Source organism: Pseudomonas sp. MWU12-2037, assembly GCF_023242345.1.
GTDB classification, from domain to species: Bacteria; Pseudomonadota; Gammaproteobacteria; order Pseudomonadales; family Pseudomonadaceae; genus Aquipseudomonas; species Aquipseudomonas gingeri_D.
Genome location: NZ_JALLIZ010000002.1, coordinates 346,834 through 368,494, shown reverse-complemented (window position 1 = coordinate 368,494; position 21,661 = coordinate 346,834). Strand labels below are relative to the sequence as shown.

Annotated in this window: 16 protein-coding genes and 2 tRNA genes; 8 read left to right on the top strand and 10 right to left on the bottom strand. The window is 62.3% G+C overall.

What is annotated here, in order from left to right; all coding sequences use genetic code 11:
* The first annotated feature begins 96 nt into the window (after window positions 1–96).
* From M5B42_RS04925 to M5B42_RS04905, 5 genes are all read left to right on the top strand, one after another.
* Window positions 97–2,460, top strand: a complete 2,364-nt coding sequence (locus M5B42_RS04925; protein ID WP_248745169.1) for a beta-galactosidase — start codon at window positions 97–99, stop codon at window positions 2,458–2,460.
* Between the two features lie 138 nt (window positions 2,461–2,598).
* Window positions 2,599–3,744, top strand: a complete 1,146-nt coding sequence (locus tag M5B42_RS04920; protein ID WP_248745272.1) for a serine hydrolase domain-containing protein — start codon at window positions 2,599–2,601, stop codon at window positions 3,742–3,744.
* A 110-nt stretch (window positions 3,745–3,854) separates the two neighbouring features.
* Window positions 3,855–5,087, top strand: coding sequence for an OmpA family protein (locus tag M5B42_RS04915; protein ID WP_248745168.1), 1,233 nt, complete (start codon window positions 3,855–3,857; stop codon window positions 5,085–5,087).
* A gap of 25 nt (window positions 5,088–5,112) precedes the next feature.
* Window positions 5,113–5,760: a pyridoxamine 5'-phosphate oxidase gene (gene pdxH, locus M5B42_RS04910; protein WP_103496412.1), complete on the top strand. Its 648-nt coding sequence runs from the start codon at window positions 5,113–5,115 to the stop codon at window positions 5,758–5,760.
* A gap of 292 nt (window positions 5,761–6,052) precedes the next feature.
* Entirely contained in the window at window positions 6,053–6,517 is a 465-nt protein-coding gene (locus M5B42_RS04905) for a glycine zipper 2TM domain-containing protein (RefSeq protein WP_103496413.1), read from the top strand.
* Between the two features lie 154 nt (window positions 6,518–6,671).
* Here M5B42_RS04905 and nhaA read toward each other — a convergent pair whose 3' ends face one another.
* Entirely contained in the window at window positions 6,672–7,856 is a 1,185-nt protein-coding gene (nhaA, locus tag M5B42_RS04900; RefSeq protein WP_248745167.1) for a Na+/H+ antiporter NhaA, read from the bottom strand.
* A gap of 316 nt (window positions 7,857–8,172) precedes the next feature.
* Here nhaA and M5B42_RS04895 point away from each other — a divergent pair, with 316 nt between their 5' ends.
* Window positions 8,173–9,270 (top strand): PLP-dependent cysteine synthase family protein, encoded by a 1,098-nt coding sequence (locus tag M5B42_RS04895; protein WP_248745271.1) that lies wholly within the window; start codon window positions 8,173–8,175, stop codon window positions 9,268–9,270.
* Window positions 9,271–9,403: 133 nt separating this feature from the next.
* Here M5B42_RS04895 and M5B42_RS04890 read toward each other — a convergent pair whose 3' ends face one another.
* The 5 genes from M5B42_RS04890 to rimO all read right to left on the bottom strand — a co-directional run bounded on the left by M5B42_RS04890 (window position 9,404) and on the right by rimO (window position 13,470).
* Window positions 9,404–10,174 (bottom strand): SDR family oxidoreductase, encoded by a 771-nt coding sequence (locus tag M5B42_RS04890; protein WP_248745166.1) that lies wholly within the window; start codon window positions 10,172–10,174, stop codon window positions 9,404–9,406.
* Window positions 10,175–10,278: 104 nt separating this feature from the next.
* Complete coding sequence (locus tag M5B42_RS04885) at window positions 10,279–10,740, bottom strand: DUF1456 family protein (protein ID WP_248745165.1); 462 nt, start codon at window positions 10,738–10,740, stop codon at window positions 10,279–10,281.
* A gap of 54 nt (window positions 10,741–10,794) precedes the next feature.
* A complete protein-coding gene (locus tag M5B42_RS04880; RefSeq protein ID WP_103496418.1) occupies window positions 10,795–11,505 on the bottom strand; it encodes an rRNA pseudouridine synthase in 711 nt (236 codons plus the stop codon).
* Between the two features lie 75 nt (window positions 11,506–11,580).
* The gene (locus tag M5B42_RS04875) at window positions 11,581–12,030 is read right to left on the bottom strand and encodes a GNAT family N-acetyltransferase (RefSeq protein ID WP_152740243.1); all 450 of its coding nucleotides are present in this window, start codon (window positions 12,028–12,030) and stop codon (window positions 11,581–11,583) included.
* A gap of 102 nt (window positions 12,031–12,132) precedes the next feature.
* Entirely contained in the window at window positions 12,133–13,470 is a 1,338-nt protein-coding gene (rimO, locus tag M5B42_RS04870; RefSeq protein ID WP_248745164.1) for a 30S ribosomal protein S12 methylthiotransferase RimO, read from the bottom strand.
* Window positions 13,471–13,772: 302 nt separating this feature from the next.
* Here rimO and M5B42_RS04865 point away from each other — a divergent pair, with 302 nt between their 5' ends.
* Complete coding sequence (locus M5B42_RS04865; RefSeq protein WP_152740244.1) at window positions 13,773–15,674, top strand: potassium transporter Kup; 1,902 nt, start codon at window positions 13,773–13,775, stop codon at window positions 15,672–15,674.
* Between the two features lie 75 nt (window positions 15,675–15,749).
* Here the strand turns inward: M5B42_RS04865 and M5B42_RS04860 are convergent, their stop codons facing one another.
* From M5B42_RS04860 to M5B42_RS04845, 4 genes are all read right to left on the bottom strand, one after another.
* Entirely contained in the window at window positions 15,750–17,030 is a 1,281-nt protein-coding gene (locus tag M5B42_RS04860) for an AcvB/VirJ family lysyl-phosphatidylglycerol hydrolase (RefSeq protein WP_103496423.1), read from the bottom strand.
* Window positions 17,030–19,672 carry a bifunctional lysylphosphatidylglycerol flippase/synthetase MprF gene (gene mprF, locus M5B42_RS04855; RefSeq protein ID WP_248745163.1) on the bottom strand — a complete coding sequence of 881 codons (2,643 nt, stop codon included), beginning with the start codon at window positions 19,670–19,672 and terminating at the stop codon, window positions 17,030–17,032. The genes M5B42_RS04860 and mprF overlap by 1 nt, the downstream gene beginning before the upstream one ends.
* Before the next feature lie 278 nt (window positions 19,673–19,950).
* Window positions 19,951–20,027 (bottom strand) — tRNA-Met (locus M5B42_RS04850).
* A 196-nt stretch (window positions 20,028–20,223) separates the two neighbouring features.
* Window positions 20,224–20,300: transfer RNA gene (locus M5B42_RS04845), tRNA-Met, on the bottom strand.
* 294 nt (window positions 20,301–20,594) lie between these two features.
* On the opposite strand from M5B42_RS04845, the gene dinB reads away from it, so the two are divergent.
* Window positions 20,595–21,656, top strand: coding sequence for a DNA polymerase IV (gene dinB, locus M5B42_RS04840; protein ID WP_103498959.1), 1,062 nt, complete (start codon window positions 20,595–20,597; stop codon window positions 21,654–21,656).
* The last annotated feature ends 5 nt before the right edge of the window (window positions 21,657–21,661 follow it).

Sequence of the window (21,661 nt, the reverse complement as noted above, 5' to 3'; positions counted from 1 at the left end):
GTGATGCAGGTTAAATAACTAACTTCGTTGTCTACGGATGGCGCCGCTTGGCGTCACGCTGGCCTTTGATTGGCCGTAAGGGAGAGTTTGATTCATATGATTGGCCGTACGCTGCCCGCCGTTTTCGCCTTGTTGTTCGCCGCGCCGCTCTGGGCCGCGCCTGCCGGGCAACAGACGCTGTTCAACTTCGTTCGTCCCGCCGATGTGGTGCAGGTGGTCACCGTGGATGCGAGCCTGCCGCAATACAACGCGGAGCAGACGGCCGAAGGCGAAGTGCTGCGGCGGGTCACCTTCAACCCGGCAGCGCAGCCGAGCCTGCGTCTCACGCCGCAGACCGGTGCCTGGGACTGGTCGCAAGCGGGGGCCATGAGCCTGCGGATCCAGAGTGCGATGGATTGGGCGCTGACCCTCAACGTGACGATCCAGAGCAGCGACGGCAAGACCCTCACCAGTCGCGTCGACCTGCCGGCCGGTCCCGCGCAGACCTTGCTGGTGCCACTGCAGGCCAGTTCGCCGTTGAGCCAGGGCATGCGTGCCGGTCCGCCGATGCCGACCACGGTGGATGGCCAGCGGGTGTTGCTGGCCAGCAGCCAGGGTGAATTGAATCGCCAGCAGGTGGTGTCGGTGACCCTGTCGATGGACGCCCCCAAAGTGGCTCAGAACATCCTTCTGGAACGTTTCGGCGTGCAGGCCGGTGACGATGTGGTCAAGGCCGTCTATAGCTCGCTGGTGGATGGCTACGGCCAGTCGACCCGTGCCAAGTGGCCGGAAAAAATCAGCAGCGACGATCAGCTCAAGGCCGCCGCGAGCAAGGAAAGCCAGCAACTGAAGACCTGGCTGACCGAGCGCGAGCGCAGTGCCCGGGACAAGTTCGGCGGTTCGCTCAAGGGCCCGCTCTTCGACGCCACGGGTTTCTTCCGCACCGAAAAACACGACGGCCGCTGGTACCTGGTGACGCCGCAGGGGCATCCGTTCTACTCACTGGGTGTGAATACCGTCAGCGCTCACGACCAGCAGACCTATGTCGAAGGTCGTGAAGGCATGTTCAGCGACTTGCCCAAGGACGGTGAGCCCCTGGCCGCCTACTATGGCAAGGCCGACAACAGCATCATCACCGGGGCTTCCCAGGGCCGGGCGTTCAAGTCCGGGCGCTGGTTCGATTTCTATGGCGCCAACCTGGAACGCACCTACGGTTCGCCGTGCGCGACCGCCGCGCCGGCTGAACCCAAGGTGCCCTGCGCCCCGGGTCTGGACGAGCAACGCTGGCAGAAACACACCCTGGACCGCTTGCAGGCCTGGGGCTTCAACACCATCGGCAACTGGAGCGATCCGGCCCTGGGCCTGAATGACCGTGTGCCTTACACCTTGCCACTGTCCATCGTCGGCGATTATGCGAGCATCAGCACTGGCAGCGACTGGTGGGGCGGCATGCCCGACCCGTTCGACCCGCGTTTTGCCATGGCCACCGAGCGCGCGGTGGCGATTGCCACACGTGATCATCGCGACGATCCTTGGCTGGTGGGTTACTTCGCCGACAACGAACTGGCCTGGGCCGGTCCCGGCGACGATCCGAAATCCCGTTACGCCCTGGCCTACGGCACGTTGCGCATGACCACCGACGTACCGGCCAAGCGCGCCTTCCTCAAGCAGTTGCGCGACAAGTACCGCAACCAGCAGGGCCTTTCCAAGGCCTGGGGCGTGGAGATTCCGACCTGGGAGCAGATGGAAGACCCGGGTTTCGAGGCGCCGCTGCCCAATCCCGCCCACCCGCAGATCGAAGCGGACCTGAAGTATTTCCAGAAGGTGTTTGCCGATACCTACTTCAAGACCATTTCCGACTCGCTGAAATGGCATGCGCCGAATCACCTGCTGCTGGGCGGTCGTTTTGCCGTCAGCACGCCCGAGGCCGTGGCGTCCTGTGCCCAGTACTGCGATGTGTTGAGCTTCAACTTCTACACCCTCAAGCCCCAGGACGGATACGACTTCGATCAACTGGAGGCATTGAACAAACCGGTGCTGATCACCGAGTTCAACTTCGGCTCGAAGGACCGTGGCCCATTCTGGGGCGGCGTGACGGAACTGGCCCGGGAAGAAGATCGGGGCCCGGCCTATGCCGCGTTCCTCAAGCAGGCGGTGGCCCAGCCGTCGATCGTCGGCGTGCACTGGTTCCAGTACCTCGACCAGCCGGTCAGCGGTCGTCTGCTGGACGGTGAAAACGGCCATTTTGGCCTGGTGGGCATTACCGATGTGCCATTCCAGGGCTTTGTCGAGAGCGTGCGCAAGAGCAACCTGCAGGCCCTGGCTTTGCTCAACAAGGAAGCCGAGAAAGCCAAGGTGGAGGCGCAGCAGAAGGCCGCGAAGGGCATCGGCCAGGATGACAATGGTGGCAACGGTCGTTCGGGTAGCGCTGGCGGGGAGGGTGCCGGACATTCCGGCGGTCACTCCGGCAATGGCCACTGATTCCTACAGTGTTTCGCGCAACGTCTGACAATTCTTGCAAGGTGTTACGAATTGTCTGATTCAGGTCTGTTCCCAAACCTGCCAATCGCTGGAACAATGCAGGCCACTTTGGAAGGTGTTGCGGCGGGAGAGTCACGGGTGCAGATTCAGGGTCATTTCGAACTTCAATTCGAGGCGGTGCGCGAAGCCTTCGCGGCCCTTTTCGACGATCCCCAGGAGCGCGGCGCCGCGCTCTGTATCCAGATCGGCGGTGAAACCGTGGTCGATCTCTGGGCTGGCTCCTCCGACAAGGATGGCGCCGAGGCCTGGCACAGCGACACCATCGCCAACCTGTTTTCCTGCACCAAGACCTTTACCGCTGTCACCGCGCTGCAACTGGTGGCCGAGGGTAAGCTGCAACTGGATGTTCCGGTTGCCCAGTATTGGCCCGAGTTCGCCGCCGCCGGCAAGTCCGGTATCACCCTGCGCCAGCTGCTCTGCCATCAGGCCGGCTTGCCGGCCTTGCGCCAGTTGCTGCCTCCCGAGGCGCTCTACAACTGGCAGACCATGGTCGACGCCCTGGCGGCCGAAGCCCCCTGGTGGACGCCCGGCGAGGGCCATGGCTACGCCGCGATCACCTATGGCTGGCTGGTCGGTGAGTTGTTGCGACGCGCCGATGGCCGTGGCCCGGGCGAGTCCATCGTGGCGCGGATTGCCCGGCCGTTGGGCCTGGACTTCCATGTCGGCCTGGCGGACGAGGAATTCCATCGCGTCGCCCATATCGCCCGGGGCAAGGGCAATGTCGGTGATGCGGCGGCCCAGCGACTGCTGCACGTGACCATGCGTGAACCCGAGGCGATGAGTACCCGGGCGTTCACCAACCCTCCGTCGATCATGACCAGCACCAACAAGCCGGAATGGCGGCGCATGCAGCAGCCGGCCGCCAACGGGCATGGCAACGCCCGCAGCCTGGCTGGCTTCTACAGCGGCCTGCTGGATGGCCGTCTGCTGGAGGCCGACATGCTCGAGGAACTGACCCGCCAGCACAGCCTGGGCATGGACAAGACCCTGCTGACCCAGACCCGTTTCGGCCTGGGCTGCATGCTCGATCAGCCGGATGTGCCCAACGCCACGTTCGGCCTCGGGGCCAGGGCCTTCGGCCACCCGGGGGCCGGCGGCTCCGTCGGTTTTGCCGACCCCGAATACGATGTCGCCTTCGGCTTTGTCACCAATACCCTCGGGCCTTATGTATTGATGGACCCTCGGGCACAGAAGCTAGTACGGATTCTTGCCGGCTGTCTGTAGAATGCGCGGATAAAGTCGTAGGCCGGAACCCTGTGACTTTTTTGCTTTCTAATACACTGTTTCATGGGGCCGAAGGCCCTTGTTTCTCTATCTCATTTTGTGGATATCCAATGTCATCGAACAAGTCTCTCGCCCTGGCCCTCTGCCTGACCGTGACCGGTTGCGCGCAACTTCCACAAAGTGCGGACAAGGACATTGCTCAAGCCCCGGCGACAGCTAACGCGGGTACACCCGCCGCGCCTGCGGCAGCCGTAGCCACGTCCAAGGATGCTGCCAAGCTCCCAGCCAAACCTGCTGCACCCGTGGCCGCCGCCAAGGCCGGTGCTCCGGTAGCGCCTGTCGTGGCACCCGCAGCTCCAAGCGCCGCAGTCGCGCCGACAGCCAGCGCGGATACCGGCAGCAGTTGGTGGTGGCCGTTCGGTTCGTCCGACAAGGCTGCCGTGAAAGACCCGGCCCAGGCTGCTGCGCCGGCCGCCAAGCCACAGGACAAGCCCGTGCCACTGGCCACGGCGGTTGCCGCCGCAACGACGCCAGCACCGCAGACCGATCCTGCTACCCACTGGTGGTGGCCGTTCGGCAGCTCGGACAAGGCCAAGGAAACCGCCCAGCCGCCGGTCAAGGCCGTGCCGATGCCCGACCCGAAAATCACCCAGGCCTGGCTTGACGACTATGAGCCGCGCCTGCGTGTCGCCATCCAGGACAGCTCCCTGAAACTGGAGCGGCGTGAAAACGTGCTGGTGGTCATTGCCCCCGTGGACGGTTTCTACAACCCCAAACGCCCGGAAATGTTGCTGCCGGTCACCCTCGGTCCTTTCAGCCGAATCGCCAAGACCGTCGAGGGCGATCCCAAGACCGCCGTGCTGATCCTCGGCCATGGTGACAACAGCTCCAGCGCCGAGTCGACCCAGGCCTTGAGCCAGCAACGGGCTCAGTCCGTTGCCGCGATCTTCGGCCTCAGCGGCCTGCATCGTGATCGCCTGATGCTGCGTGGCATGGGCGCGGACATGCCGCGTGCCGCCAACGACAGCAGCGAAGGCCGTGCCCTGAACCGTCGTGTGGAAATCATCCTGACGCCGCAGAACACCATGGTTGCGCTGTTGAGCAAATACAGCATTCCGATGCCGGCTCCGCTTCCGGTCACCCAGGTGGCGGCTGCTGACGTCAAGCCGGCAGTGGCTGCGCCTGTGGCGAAGAAAGCGGCTGCCAAGGGCAAGGCCGTGGCCAAGAAAGCCCCGGTGCACAAGAAGGCCCCGGTCAAGAAAGCGGCGGCCAAGCCCGCGGCGGACAAGGCTGCAGCGCCGGCGAAGAAAGACGCCAGCACCGACAGCTCGACCAAGAACTGACCTGACGATCGAGAGGGAACGCGCCATGACTCAAGCCCTGGCGGATATGCGCCGCGACTACACCCGTGACGGTCTCACCGAGGCCCTGGCCCCGGCCGAGCCGTTTGCGCTGTTCCACCAGTGGTTTGCCGAGGCGGTAAAGACCGAGCAGGCGCCTGTCGAGGCCAATGCCATGACCCTGGCAACGGTGGACGAGGAAGGGCGCCCGCATTGCCGCATCCTGTTGCTCAAGGGCCTGGACGAGGCGGGTTTTACCTTCTTCACCAACTATGAGAGCGACAAGGGCCGGCAACTGGCGGCCCGTCCCTTTGCCGCGATGACCTTCTTCTGGCCGACCCTGGAACGCCAGGTGCGGATCGAGGGGCGGGTGGTCAAGGTCTCGGCGCAGGAGTCGGATGCCTACTTCCAGGTGCGCCCGCTGGGCAGTCGGTTGGGGGCCTGGGCTTCACCGCAAAGCCGAGTGATTGCCGATCGCGGGGAACTCGAGGGCTTGCTCCAGAACACCGAAGCGCGTTTCAGCGATACCCAGCCCGACTGTCCTGAGCATTGGGGCGGTTATCGTTTGCTACCGGAGCGCATCGAATTCTGGCAAGGTCGCGCCAGTCGCCTGCATGACCGGCTCGACTACCGCCTGCTCGGCGCGGACTGGACACGTCGGCGCCTGGCACCTTGATCTGACCTGTATTTCCCGGGGCAGTGGTTTCAAACCACTGCCGCCAAGCCAGATGCTTGATAAGCTTCCCCCAGAATTTGCGCGGAAGTTCAGATATGAACTTTTTGTGTATTGCACTGTCTCCCGGTAGCCGTAGCGCCAGATCATGTTCCATCGAGTGTCTGATGTGCTCCGAATTCCCGGGCGCCGAGGCTGTACTGGCGCTGAATGAAAATCATTTTATCCGTGCGGTGCCGTGACAGGGATCAAGCTGCGGAGTTTAATTAAAGTCATATCTTTTGGAGTTGATCCTATGCGTAAGTCTGTTTTGTTGATTGCTTCCTTCTCCACCATGGCGATGTTGCTGGGTGGTTGCACCAACAGCCTGACTGGCGATTCCTATTCCCGTGACGAAGCGCGTCGCGTGCAGACCATTCGCATGGGCACCATCGAGTCGCTGCGTCCAGTGAAAATCGAAGGCAGCAACTCGCCTATCGGTGCTGGTGCCGGTGCTATTGTCGGTGGTGTCGGCGGCAGCGCCATCGGCGGTGGCCGTGGCAGTATCGTGACGGCGGTGATTGGTGCGGTCGCTGGTGGCGTGCTGGGCAACATGGCTGAAAAAGGCCTGACCAGCGCCCAGGGTGTTGAAATCACCGTACGTGAAGACGACGGCAGCATGCGTGCCTATGTGCAGGAAGTTCAGCCGAACGAAATCTTCCGTGTCGGCGAGCGCGTGCGTATTTCCACCGTGGGTGGCACCAGCCGCGTTTCCCACTGATTTCGTAATCAGCTTTAAAAAGAAACCCCGGCCAGGTAACTGGTCGGGGTTTTCTTTTTCTGGTGTTCGCTGATTAGGCGATCACCACGAACCTGTAGGAGCAGAGCTTGCTCGCGAAGAGGCCCGTGAGACCGCCAAAACTTCTGTCGGAACGCTACACGGACGCCTTGGGCTTGCGACTGGCCCCCGCCATCACGGCATAGCCGATCACCGCCGCCAGGATCGAACCGGTGAGAATCCCCATGCGGTCCATGCCGGCGTAGTCGCTGCTGCCCGGTATAAAGGCCAGGGAGCCGACGAACAGGCTCATGGTGAAACCGATGCCGCAGAGGATCGCCACGCCGAACACCTGCCCCCAGTTGGCGCCGTGGGGCAGCGCCGCGAGGCCCGCGCGGACCGCCAGCCAGGTCAGGCCGAAGACGCCCACCGTCTTGCCGATCAGCAGGCCGGCGGCGATGCCCATCGGCACGTGGTGGGTAAAGCTTTCCAGGTTCACGCCTGCCAGGGACACGCCGGCGTTGGCAAAGGCGAACAGCGGCAGGATGCCGAACGCCACCCAGGGATGCAGCGCATGCTCCAGGCTCAGCAATGGCGAGGCTTCCGCGTTGTGGGTGCGCAGCGGAATGCAGAACGCCAGGGTCACGCCGGCCAGCGTCGCATGCACACCGCTCTTGAGCACGCAGACCCAGAGGATCAGGCCGATCACCATATAGGGCCCGAGCTTGACCACTCCCAGGCGATTCATCGCGATCAGCGCCACCAGGCAGGCCCCGGCCAGCGCCAGCGACAATGTCGACAGTTCATGGGAATAGAAGATTGCAATGACGATGATCGCGCCCAGGTCGTCGATGATCGCCAGGGTCATCAGGAACAGTTTCAGCGACACCGGTACCCGCTTGCCGAGCAAGGCCAGCACCCCGAGGGCGAAGGCGATGTCAGTGGCCATGGGGATCGCCCAGCCGTCGAGCGCCGCCGGATTATCACGGTTGAGGAACCAGTAGATCAGCGCCGGCACCACCATGCCGCCGATCGCCGCCGCACCGGGCAGCACCACCTGCGACGGCTTGGACAGATGGCCCTCGAGGAGTTCGCGCTTGACCTCCAGGCCAATCAGCAGGAAGAACAATGCCATCAGGCCGTCGTTGATCCACAGCAGCAGGGGTTTGGCGATTTGCAGGGCGCCGACCTGGGCCACCACCGGCACGTCCAGCAGACCGGCGTAGAGGTGCGACAACGGCGAGTTGTTGATGATCAGGGCCAGGGCTGCGGCGGCAATCAATAGCAGGCCGCTGGCAGCTTCCAGCTGAAAGAAACGGGTGAAAGTGCTACGCAGAGGCAAGGTCGCTCTCCATCGATGAATTCAAAAAGGTAGGACACCCTAACCCGTACTGTTAGTTGTTAAAACAAAATTTATATTCTTTTTTGTTATAAGTAGGTGATTGAGGGGCTGACCGCAAAAGCCTAGCAGTTGTGTGTCTAATTGCGTCTTCACTGTATCTGTGCGGTCGGTAGGAAACTTCCTATAGTTAGCGGATTATTGCCGTGGAGCCTGTCAGGGCTCCGATCTCTGTTTATCCTTCAGCGGTTTGGCCCTGGGCCAGTGGCGCAGCCAGCCGTCAGTGCTTTCGAGCACCTCCGTTCCAAGACGAGTACCCATCATGAGCGACAACCGACAGTGGGCCCGGGAAGCGATCCGGATCATTGAAGCCGACTTCCAGCGCAGTGCCGATACCCACCTGATCCCTTTGCCGCTGCCGGGCCTGCCGGGCATCGAGCTGTACTTCAAGGACGAGTCCAGCCATCCGACCGGCAGCCTGAAGCATCGCCTGGCGCGTTCGCTGTTCCTCTATGCGCTGTGTAATGGCTGGCTGCGTCCGGGCGCGCCGGTGATCGAGGCGTCCAGCGGTTCGACGGCAATCTCCGAAGCCTATTTCGCGCGCCTGCTGGGCTTGCCGTTTATCGCGGTAATGCCGGCCACCACGTCCCAGGAAAAGATCGCGCAGATTGCCTTCTACGGTGGCAAGAGCCACCTGGTGCAGGACCCGACGCAGATCTATGCCGAGTCCGAGCGCCTGGCCCGGGAGAGCGGCGGCCATTTCATGGATCAGTTCACCTACGCCGAACGGGCCACTGACTGGCGGGCGAACAACAACATCGCCGAGTCGATTTTCCAGCAACTGCGTTTCGAGCGTCATCCGGAGCCGAGCTGGCTGATTTCCAGCCCAGGTACCGGCGGCACCACGGCGACCCTCGGTCGTTATGTGCGTTATCGCCAGCATGGCACCCGGGTGTTGTGCGCCGATGCCGAGCGTTCGGTGTTCTTTGACTTTTACCTGACGGGTGACGCCAGCCTGCGCCTGGACTGCGGTTCGCGGATCGAAGGGATCGGGCGTCCACGGGTCGAGGCGTCGTTCCTGCCCAAGGTGATCGATGCCATGGTCAAGGTGCCGGATGCCTTGTCCCTGGCGGCCATGCATTACCTGGCGCAGCGTTTGGGGCGGCGGGTCGGCGGTTCCAGCGGCACCAACCTGGTCGGTGCGCTGATGGCGGCACGGCAGATGGTCCAGGCGGGAGAGAGCGGGTCGATCGTGGCGATCCTCTGTGACGGCGGCGAGCGTTACGCTACCACCTATTACGATCCGCAGTGGTTGAAGACCCAGGGGTATGAGCTGGATGGGTTGATCGCGGCCGTGGCAGCCAGTGTCGAGCGCGGCGAGGCGCTGCCCGAAAGCGTGTTGCGGGCCGGGATCTGAACTTGTGGGAGCGGAGCTTGCCGGATCGCCGCACCGCCGCGAAGCTTTTAGCGGCCACAAGGGCCCCTTCGCGAGCAAGCTCTGCTCCCACAGGTATGGGGTTCCACAAGTTAGTCTTCGGTATTTCCTGTGATTACAGGCTGAAGCCACCATCCAGCGGGATTATATTCCCGGTCATATAAGACCCGGCGGTACTCGCCAAACTGATCGCCAGCGCAGCCATCTCTTCCTCGCGCCCCCAGCGCTTCATGGGAATCAACGCCGTGTCCTCGGCCAGCGCCTGCTCGTCGGCGCCGATATGCTGGGTCATCTTGCTCGGAAAGCGTCCCGGCGCGATCACATTGACGTTGATGTGCTGGCTGACCAGTTCTCGCGCCAGAATCCGTGACAGTTGATGCAGGGCCGCCTTGCTCGGGCCGTAGGCATAGGCCTGCTCGCCGAAGGAAGAAATCCCCGCCACAGAACCGATATTGATGATTCGCGCCGGGTTCGCCGCCGAGCCGGACTTGCGCAGTAGCGGCAGGAATTGCTGGATACAGTTGAAGACCGAGGTCACGTTCAGTTGCATGACCTTTTCCCAGCCCTTCACCGGATAGCTTTCCAGCGGCGCACCCCAGGTGGTGCCGGCGTTGTTGACGAGGATATCCAGTCGATCGATCCGCTCACCCAGGCGTGTTGCCAGCGCCAGCACGCCTTCCTCGGTCGCCAGGTTGGCGGCCAGGGCCTCACAGTGCCCGAGGGCGCCGAGTTCATCGGCGGTCTGCTGGCAGGCTTCAGCATCCCGGGCACAGACGTAGACGTGGGCACCGGCCTCGACGAAGGCCTTGGCGATCATCTTGCCGATGCCACGGGTACCGCCGGTGACCAGGGCGGTGCGGCCTTGCAGGGAGAAGTAAGGGTGCATGGCGAATCCTGAGTGCGAAAAGGTATCGATACCCTAGCCGTCAGGAGTCAAAAGCGGAGCCACTATTGGGCGGCGCAATGATGCGCCATGCACGTCGAAGCGGATCAGCCGCGAACGCGCAGCGTCAGCCCCTTGAGGAAGTTGCGCAGCAACTGGTCGCCGCAGGGACGGTAGTTGGTGTGGCCGAACTTGCGGAACAGCGCGCTCAGCTCGGGCTTGGACACCGGGAACTCGGCGGCCTTGAGAATGGCGTGCATGTCGTCTTCCTTCAGTTCGAAGGCGACCCGCAGTTTTTTCAGGATGATGTTGTTGGTCACCGGCAGCTCGATCGGCAGCGCCGGACGGCTTTCGTCCTTGCCGCGCTTGAGGATCACCAAGCCATCGAGAAAGTGCGCCATGACCTCGTCCGGGCAATGCACGAAGCCTTCTTCCTCATCCTTTTTCAGGTAGGTGATGATATCGGCCTTGGCCACTTCGAAGCCGGTCAGCTTGATGAGCTCGACGACCTTGTTGTCGCTGATGTCGAGCATGTAGCGCACGCTACGCAGTACGTCGTTGTGAATCATGTGAACCATCCTGAGAGGTAGACGCCGCGCATCTGCGCGACGTTGAAGCGGGGATTAGAATTTTTCCTTGGTCGAGAGGTAGCGCCATTGGCCCACGGGCACCTTGCCGATGGAGACGCCGCCGATACGGATCCGACGGATGGACACGACCTTGAGCCCGACCGCCTGGCAAAACAGCGCGATCACCCCGGGTTGCGGGTTTTTCATCGCGAAACGCAGGCGGTTCTCGTTCTGCCAGCTGGCTTTCACCGCGGGCAACTCGCGGCCCTTGTAGGTCAGGCCATGGCTCAGGCGGTTGAGGCCGTGCTCGACGATATCGCCGCTGACTTCCACCACATATTCCTGCTCGATCTTGGCCGTGTCGGCGGTGAGCTTGCGGAGGATTTTCCAGTCCTGGGTGAACACCACCAGGCCGCTGGCGCCGGCTTGCAGGTCGGCACCCGCGGTCAGGCGCAGGAAGTGCCCCTTGAGCGGGCGCTTGCCATAGCGGTGTTCCTCGGAGAGCGTCTCGGCGTGCAGCAGTTGCATGGCCGCCTCGGGGTCCAGGCCGACCGGTTGGTGCAGCAACAGGGTCACCGGCTCCGGGGCGGTGGCCTTGGCTTCGGGGTCCAGTTCGACTTTCTGGGCTTGGACCTTGAACTGCGGCTCGTCGATGACTTCGCCGTCGACCGTGACCCAGCCGCCTTCGATGAACAGTTCGGCCTCCCGACGGGAGCAGCCGACCAGCTCGATCAGGCGTTTGGAAAGGCGAGTGGGTTCAGACATGACGGCGGCCGTAAAAAAGGGGGGCGGCTATTGTACCTGCCTGGCGCCGGTTAAGCCCGGCAACATTTGTCGCACTCAGCGCTTGAGGCGCAGATGCAGCAAAGGATAGGGCTGGCCCATGCCATCCTTCTCCGAGCGACCGATCACCTCGAAGCCCTGCTTGAAGTAGAAACCGACGGCCTGGGCGTTCTGTTCGTTGACGTCCAGTTCATCGGCATTCAGGTGTTCGATGGCGTAGCGCAGCAACAGCTTGCCCAAGCCCGTGCCGCGTGCGTGCGGGGCGATGAACAGCATTTCGACCTTGCCCGCCGCGACCCCGGCAAAACCGGTGATGCGCTGGCGCGAATCGCGGGTACAGACCAGCATGACCGCATCCAGGTAGTGGGTCAGCAGCATGTTCTTCAGCAGTTGGAGATAACTGTCCGGCAGGAAGTCATGGGTAGCGCGCACCGAGTCTTCCCAGAGCTGGGCCAGTTCCGGGTAGTCACCGGGCTTGGGGGTTTGGATCACCGGGAGCTGGGGCATGTAGCAGATTCCTTCCATCGCGGTTGTACACACGCCAGACTATAGCCGTAAAAAAGCCCCGCATCTCGTTGAAAGAGCGGGGCTTTTCAGATTATTTACAGCTTAGATCGTTTCCGCCCAGAGGTCGTATTCGTCGGCGTCGGTGACCCGGCACCAGACCTTGTCGCCAGGCTTGAGATCGCCGGCGCCTTCGATGAACACGTTGCCGTCGATTTCCGGGGCATCGAAGAAGCAACGACCGACCGCACCCTGTTCGTCGACTTCGTCGATCAGCACTTCGATATCGCGGCCGATGCGCAGTTGCAGGCGGGCGGTGCTGATGGCCTGTTGATGGGCCATGAAGCGATCCCAGCGCTCCTGCTTGACGTCATCCGGAACCACGCCCAGGCCGAGGTCGTTGGCCGGTGCGCCTTCGACCGGCGAGTACTGGAAGCAGCCGACGCGGTCGAGCTGGGCTTCGGTCAGCCAGTCGAGCAGGTACTGGAAGTCTTCCTCGGTCTCGCCGGGGAAACCGACGATAAAGGTCGAGCGGATGATCAGGTCCGGGCAGATTTCCCGCCAGTTCTTGATCCGCGCCAGGGTCTTGTCTTCGAACGCCGGGCGCTTCATCGACTTGAGCACTTTCGGGCTGGCATGTTGGAACGGGATGTCCAGGTACGGCAGGATCTTGCCGGCGGCCATCAACGGGATCAGTTCGTCGACATGGGGGTACGGGTAGACGTAGTGCAGGCGTACCCACACGCCCAGGCTGCCGAGGGCTTCGCACAACTCGGTCATGCGGGTTTTCACCGGGGCGCCGTTCCAGAAGCCGGTACGGTACTTCACGTCGACGCCGTAGGCGCTGGTGTCCTGGGAGATCACCAGCAGTTCCTTGACCCCGGACTTGACCAGGCGCTGGGCCTCGTCGAGTACGTCACCCACCGGACGGCTGACCAGCTTGCCGCGCATCGACGGGATGATGCAGAAGCTGCAGCTATGGTTGCAGCCTTCGGAAATCTTCAGGTAGGCGTAGTGGCGCGGGGTCAGCTTGATGCCTTGCGGCGGCACCAGGTCGATCAGCGGGTTGTGGTCCTGGCGCGGCGGCACGACTTCGTGCACGGCATTGACTACCTGCTCGTACTGCTGCGGGCCGGTCACGGCCAGCACGCTGGGGTGCACCTTGCGGATATTGCCTTCTTCGACACCCATGCAGCCGGTGACGATCACCTTGCCGTTTTCCTTGATGGCTTCGCCGATCACTTCCAGGGACTCGGCCTTGGCGCTGTCGATAAAGCCGCAGGTGTTGACCACCACGACGTCGGCGTCCTGGTAGGTGGACACCACGTCATAGCCTTCCATGCGCAGTTGCGTAAGGATGCGCTCGGAGTCGACCAGTGCTTTCGGGCAACCCAGGGATACGAAGCCGACCTTGGGGTTGGCTGGCGCGGTAGGGGTGGACATGTCTAACCTCGGTATTAGGGTGTCGAGCCACTTGGGACAAGGGCGTCGCGTGGGCGCTGATGCGCCTCTGATCAAAAAGTGCGCAATTCTAGCGATGGCCGAGGCACTTGACCAGCTTTATGCAGGGAAATGCGACGAGTGCTGCGCTATGCTTCGCCCGATGCGAGTTGCTGTCATTTTTTGTTTCAAATATCCGATGACTTATAAATCGTCGGCAACTGTAAGAAAAACAGCGCATGCTGCGTGAAAAAGCAAATAGTGCTTCTTGAAAGAAGCCTTATTCCGGGGTGTAGGAGTAGTTGATGGGTGGTCAGGCAGTGAGTGAGGGGCAGGTCGGGCACTCGACGGCAAAGCCGTTGGGTATGCTGGTAGCGGCGGTAGGGGTGGTGTACGGCGACATCGGCACCAGCCCGTTATATACCCTCAAGGAGGTGTTCACTGGTGGTTACGGGGTGCCGGTCGACCATGACGGTGTCTTCGGGATTCTGGCACTGATCTTCTGGTCGCTGGTCTGGGTGGTCTCGATCAAGTATGTGCTGTTTATCCTGCGGGCCGACAACCAGGGCGAGGGCGGGATCATGGCCCTGACCGCGTTGGCGCGGCGAGCATCGGCGTCATACCCGAAATTGCAGTCGACGCTGGTGGTTCTCGGGTTGATCGGCGCGGCACTGTTCTATGGCGACAGCATGATCACGCCGGCGATCTCGGTGCTCTCGGCGGTCGAGGGTCTGGAAATTGCCTTCGACGGGTTGGAGCATTGGGTGGTACCGCTGTCGCTGGTGGTGCTGGTGGCGTTGTTCCTGATCCAGAGACATGGCACCGCGAGTATCGGCAAGCTGTTCGGGCCGGTGATGGTGGCGTGGTTCGTGGTACTGGGGGTCATGGGCGCCTATGGTATTTCCCTGCACCCTGAAGTACTGAGCGCGTTGAACCCGATGTGGGGCGTGCACTTCTTTGTCATTCACCCGGGCATGGGTGTGACGATCCTGGGGGCGGTGGTGCTGGCGTTGACCGGTGCCGAAGCCTTGTATGCCGATATGGGCCACTTCGGTCGCAAGCCAATCGCTCGCGCCTGGTTCGCCCTGGTGCTGCCGGCGCTGGTCCTGAACTACTTCGGCCAGGGCGCCTTGCTGCTGGGAAGCCCGGACGCGGCGCGCAACCCCTTCTATCTGCTGGCGCCGGCCTGGGCCTTGGTGCCGTTGGTGGTGCTGTCGACCCTGGCGACGGTGATCGCTTCCCAGGCGGTGATCTCCGGGGCGTTCTCCCTGACCCGCCAGGCGATCCAGTTGGGCTACATCCCGCGCATGCATATCCAGCACACTTCGAGTGCCGAGCAGGGGCAGATCTACATCGGTGCGGTGAACTGGACCCTGATGATCGGCGTGATCCTGCTGGTAATCGGGTTTGGCTCCTCCAACGCCCTGGCCTCGGCTTATGGCGTGGCGGTGACCGGGACCATGCTGATCACCAGTATCCTGGTGGCGGCGGTGATGCTGTTGCTATGGAAATGGTCGCCGATCCTGACCGTGCCGATCCTGGTGGGCTTCCTGCTGGTGGACGGGCTGTTCTTCGCCGCCAACGTGCCCAAGATCGTCCAGGGCGGTGCCTTCCCGGTATTGGCGGGGATCGTGCTGTTTATCCTCATGACCACCTGGAAACGCGGCAAGGAGCTGCTGATGGACCGCCTCGACGAAGGGGGCCTGCCGTTGCCGATCTTTATTGGCAGTATTCGCGTGCAGCCGCCTCATCGGGTGCAGGGTACGGCGGTGTTCCTGACCGCACGGCCGGATGCGGTGCCCCATGCGTTGTTGCACAACTTGCTGCACAACCAGGTGCTGCATGAGCAGGTGGTGTTGCTGACGGTGGTGTACGAGGACATTCCGCGGGTGCCGACGCAGCGACGGTTCGAGGTCGATGCCTATGGCGAGGGGTTCTTCCGGGTCATCCTGCACTTCGGTTTTATCGATGAGCCGGATGTGCCTGAGGCGCTGAAGCTGTGTCATCTGGACGAGCTGGATTTCAGTCCGATGCGCACCACCTACTTCCTCAGCCGTGAGACGGTGATCGCTTCGAAGATCGTCGGGATGGCGCGCTGGAGGGAGAGTCTGTTCGCCTTCATGCTGAAGAATGCCAACGGTAACCTGCGTTTCTTCAAGTTGCCGGTGAACCGGGTGATCGAACTGGGGACCCAGGTCGAGATCTGATTCCACGGGTATGAAAAAGCCCCCGTTGCCTTGTGGCAGCGGGGGCTTTTTCTTTGGGCGCCTACAGGGCTCACATCATTCGCTTTTGACCTGACGCTTCTGGATAGCATCCACCAATCGCTTGGCCAGCGCCGGGTAGTTCTCGTCGAAGTGATGACCCCCTGGCAGCTTGACGGCCTCTCCCACCGCGGTGGTGGTGGTGCAGCCACTTTCCTTCACTTCGTCCTGGCCATAGATACACAGCACCTTGGCTGCCGGCAGCTTGGCCATGTCCGGGCCAGTATCGAGTTCCATGCCGGCCTTGCCCAACCAGCCGTCAACGTGAATCTCGAAACTGCCGCTGCGGGCGAACGCCAGCAGGATGATCGCGTCGACCCGCTGCTGCTCGTTTTCCGGCAGGCGGTTATAGATCGCCGGCAGTACGTCGGCACCAAAGGAGTAGCCGGCCAGGACGAAGCGCTTGGCACCCCATTTCTGCCGGTAGTGCTGCATCAGTTCGGTCAGGTCGGCAGCCGTCTGTTCCGGGCTCTTGTGCTGCCAGTAGTAGCGCAGGGTATCGATGCCCACCACCGGGTAGCCCATCTTCGACATATAACCCGCCGCGTCGCGGTCCAGGTCACGCCAGCCGCCGTCGCCGGAGAGGAACAGGGTCACGGTGTCGCTGGTCTTGTCCGCCGGGACTTCCACCACCGGAATGGCCAGGCCGCCGTTGTCCGTCCCCACCAGCATTTTGCGCAGTTCGTTGTTCAGCACCTGGGGCAGCTTGATGTCGTAGTCGCTGATGCTGGTTTCGGCATTCGCCTGGTCGCGCACGAACGCCGCGCTCGGATCATCCGGGCCGTCGTTCCAGGCCACCAGCCAGTGGCCGTGGGCCGCGGTCTTCGGTACCGGGGTGGTGCAATCCGGTTGATCGAGAACGAAGCCCACGGAGATGGCCTGGGCCTTGTCGCTGGTCTGGGACGCCAGCCAGTTCCAGGCCAGGGACGCACCCGGGCCGATGCCGCTGACCAGGGTCGCCGGGCCTTTCAATTGCTGCAAGGCACTGTCCAGGACCTTCTGCTGCAGTGTGCAGTTGTCCTTGGGCAGGATCACCTGGACGATCAGCGCCGCGCCACTGCGACTCAGTGCGGACAACTGTGTGTCGCTCAGGGCGTCTTCGGCGAGGGTCGCCACGACTACCTGGGCCTTGGGTGTCGTGCCAGGGGTCAGGCGGGTCAGGGTCGAACCGTCGGCCTGGCTCAAGTGTTCGAGAGTAGGTTCCGGTGGAGGGCGGTTCCAGAACCAGTAGCCGCCTCCCGCAAGCGCGGCCAGAAGCAGCACGATTACCAGTAACAACCGCCAGGAGCGTTGAATCATCAGCGTTTCACCAATCCAGTCAAGCCGCCTGCAATCAGGGCGGCGGTATCGGCCAATGCGACCAGCGGATCAAGCCCTGCCGGCACGGCCATGTAACGGGGTTCCCAATCAGGCTGGAACTTGTCCTTGAAACGACGCAGGCCCTGGAAGTTGTAGAGCTGCTCGCCGCGTTGGAACACCATCGAGCCCAAACGCTGGGTCAGTGGTGCGCCACGCCGTGGTTGCAGGCCTGACAGCGGGACCATCCCAAGGCTGAAACGCGCGTATCCGTGAGCCTTATAATGCTGAATCAGGCCAACCATCAAGAACTCCATGGTCAGCTTGGGGGCGTCGGGGTGCGAACGCATCAGGTCGAGACTGGCCAGTTCATGGCTGTGGGTCTCGAGCAGGTTGGCGAACGCCACCGGGCGCCCCTCGAAATGGATGATCGCGACACGGAAGTGGTTGATGTACTCGGGGCTGAAACGGCCCAGGGAGAAACCTTTCTCGCGCACGTTCTTGCCGGTGAGCCAGGCGTCGGAGATGACCTTGAGCTCATCCAGCGGCGCCTGCCCCGGTTCGTAGATCTCCAGCGACAGGCCGTCGCGGCTACCACGGTTCCAGGTGTAGCGCAGGTCCTTCATCTCCTTGCCCTTGGACTCGAGGTCAAAGCGATGCAGGTCGACCCGGGCTTCTTCGCCGAGCTTGATGGCGGTCAGGCCGATGTCCATGTAGTACGGCAGGTTTTCCGCACGCACCTGATAGAACACCGGACGGGCATGATGGGTGTCGCACAGGTCGCGGAATTGCCAGATCAGTTCGGCACGCTGGCGCGCCGGGCCGATCGGGTCATACAGCGCCACCAGGCTGCGGCCACGACGGGCGTACATCAGGAAAGCGGTGTCGGTGGGGTGGAACAGGAACGCCTTGTCGCCGGTCAGGGCCAGGCCGCCATCAGGCTGGTCCGAGGCCATCAGCACCTTGACCGCCCGCTCCATTTCATCGGGCGTGGGCTGGTGGATCACCGGGCGCGCGGTACGCAGCAACCAGGTCAGCGAAACGGCGACCAAGACCACGGCGGCCCCCAGCAGTGAACGCAGGCCACGGGGGGCATCACCATCCAGCGCGAACTGCCACCACAGCTCGTGGCTGTAGGGCACGTCCTGGTAGGCGAACAGCAGCAGCCAGACCGAGGCACCGAGTACGCAGAGACTGGCCACCAGATAGAGCGGCGAGAACGGCAATTCGGTGAGGCGGCTGGGTCGATAGAAGGAGCGGCGGAAAATCCCCAGCAGGCAGGCGGTGGCCGTCAGCATGCTGGCTTCTTCCCAGTCGAAACCCTTGAGCAGCGAGAGCAGGGCGCCCACCAGCAGCAAGGTCATGGTCAGCATCCAGGCGGCGGACAGGCGTCGACGCAGGCCCTGGGCCAGCAGCAGGCACAACACGCCCACCAGGCTGGCGCCGAAGTGCGAGGCGTCGATCAGGCGGTCCGGTACCAGGAAGTCGATGCCTTCCAGGCGTGTGTCGATTTCCGGGGTCGCGCCGGAGAACAGCAGGACCACACCGGACAGGAACACCAGTACGGCGAGGATCGGTGCCGCGAAACCCGATGCCACCCGCATGCTCTGGCGGGTACTCATCAGCCGCTGGGCTTCGGTGCTCAGCAGGGCCAGGCAGGCCAGCAACAAGGGCAACAGCACATAGATCAGGCGATAGAGCAGCAGTGCGGCGGCCAGCGGCGCGGCGCCCAGCTCATTGGCAAAGGCGGCCAGCAGGATGGCTTCGAACACGCCCACGCCGCCGGGCACATGGCTGAGCACACCGGCGGCCAGGGCCAGCAGGTACACCAGCAGGAAGGCGCCGAACGGTGGGGCTACGGGCAACAGCAGATAGAGCACGGTCGCGGCGGCGGCCACGTCCAGGGCGGTAATCACCAGTTGCAGCAGGGTCAGTCGGGCACTCGGCAGGCGCAGGGTGCGACGTCCGACCTTGACCAGCAGGTTGTCCTTGATCGGTTGTTCCGGCAGGCGCCGGCGATAGATGCCGACCGCCAGTAGGGCGGTCAAGGCCAGCACGACCACTGCGATGCCGCCGAGGAGATAGATCGGCAAGTGCAGGGCTTCGGACGCCGCGGGCAGGTTGCTCAGGGTTGCCAGGGCGGCCAGGGGGGGCAGCGCGCAACCCAGCGAGAGACTGGCGAACAGGGTCATCCGCGCGACTTCGGCGGCCCCCAGGCCGAAACGGGCATAGAGTCGATAGCGCACCGAACCGCCGGACAGCAGCGACAAACCAATGGCGTTGCCGATGGCGAAGGCGGTGAAGCCGCCGAGTGCCAGGGTACGTTTCGGCAGCTGTACATCGGCGTAACGGCTGGCGGACCACTCATAGCCCAGCAGGATCATGAAGCCGATGGCGGTCGCCGCCAGGGCGCCGGCCAATGCTGGCTTGGGCACGCTGAGAATCGAATCGTGCAGGGCGTCCAGGTCGAGTTCGATCAACAGGTGGCGACAGGCGATCAGGGCGATAGCGAACAGGAACAGAGTGATGGCCAGGCCGACGGACTGCCGGTACTTGCTCAACAGATCCAGCCAACGGAGACGGTTGGCGGAGATCGGGTGTGTTGCTGTAACAGTATCGTGTGGTTCGGACGAGTTGGCGCGCATCAATCACCTCTAGGATTGTGCGCGACAGGATGGGGGTATCCAGCCAAGTTACCAATCCCTATGGACAAAATAATTGCAAATATTAACGTGTCTGGCCGTTGTACGGCGACCCACGCCCCGGGCTGTTGTAGAGGAAGTTTGTTGCGGATTCAGCTTAGCCTGTGCACCCATTGACTGCGTTATCCGTCGAGGGTTCGATCCGTCCTGCCTTGATTGGATGAAAGTTTTTTCGGCGGATACAAAAAAGGCCACTCTTTCGAGCAGCCTTTTCTGATATTTGGTTGCGGGAGCCGGATTTGAACCGACGACCTTCGGGTTATGAGCCCGACGAGCTACCAGACTGCTCCATCCCGCGTCTGTGTGGCGGCATTCTACAGCCGAACGGCGGGGTGTCAACCGTTAATGGTCCGTTTGGTCAAAATAATGTGCAAAACCTCGATTTGACCGGCTGCTTTCGCTAAGTCTCAGACAATCAAGGTTTTTTCAGGCTGCCAGGTGAAAACACCCACGCACAAAAAAGGCCACTCTTTCGAGTAGCCTTTTTTGATGTTTGGTTGCGGGAGCCGGATTTGAACCGACGACCTTCGGGTTATGAGCCCGACGAGCTACCAGACTGCTCCATCCCGCGTCTGTGTGTCGGCATTCTACAGAGAAACGCTGGGCTGTCAAACCCTAATTGAGGAAAACCCCTTTATTGTTCAACCGCTTAGCGCTTGAGGTGGGCTCTTCATAGGGGCTCGGGGCCATGCCGGGTAAGGCTTTCAGCTCTATCGACGAGTGCTTTTCGATTGAAAAAATAAATTCATAGGGGTTGTTTCCTACAAGTAAAGAGGAAGAATCAAACTACTGGTGCTATATACAGGTGTCGGTGAGATACTGCTGGCCTGTAGTGTTTCCGCTCCCTGAATGAACCTGTGTTTTCATGACGCAACGCAAAATCATCCACGTCGACTGTGATTGCTTCTACGCCGCCATCGAGATGCGTGATAACCCGAGCCTGGCTGGCAAGCCCATGGCGGTGGGCGGTTCAGCGGATCGGCGGGGGGTGATTGCCACCTGCAATTACGAGGCGCGAGCCTTTGGCGTGCGGTCGGCGATGTCGTCGCGGCATGCCTTGAGCCTGTGTCCGGACCTGGTCATCGTCAAGCCGCGCATGGATGCCTATAAGGAAGCGTCGAAGGATATCCAGGCGATCTTTCGCGACTACACCGATCTGATCGAGCCCTTGTCCCTGGATGAAGCCTACCTCGACGTGTCCGACAGCCCGCACTTTGCCGGCAGCGCGACACGCATTGCCCAGGACATCCGGCGCCGGGTCTCCAAGCAATTGCATATCACCGTCTCCGCCGGAGTGGCGCCGAACAAGTTTCTGGCCAAGATTGCCAGCGACTGGAAAAAGCCCAACGGATTGTTTGTGATCACACCTGATCAGGTGGAGGACTTCGTTGCCGGCTTGCCGGTCAACAAGCTGCACGGGGTCGGCAAGGTCACGGCGGACAAGCTCGGGCGGTTGGGAATTACCGATTGCCTGCAATTGCGCGAATGGGGCAAGTTGGCCCTGGTCCGCGAGTTCGGCAGTTTTGGCGAGCGCCTGTGGGGATTGGCCCGGGGCATCGATGAGCGGCTGGTGCACAACGATAGCCGGCGGCAGTCGGTGAGTGTCGAAAACACCTACGATGCCGACTTGCCGGACCTCGCCAGTTGCCTGGAAAAACTCCCCGAACTGATGGAAACCCTCGCCGGGCGCATTGCCCGACTCGACAGCAGCTATCGGCCGGGCAAGCCCTTCGTCAAAGTGAAGTTCCACGACTTTACCCAGACGACCCTGGAGCAGGCCGGGGCAGGGCGGGATCTGGAGGGTTATCGGCAGTTGCTGAGCCAGGCTTTTGCCCGAGGCGACCGGCCGGTGCGGTTGCTGGGGATTGGTGTGCGCTTGCAGGATTTGCGCGGTGGGCATGAACAGCTGGAGTTGTTCAGCGGCTGAAGCGA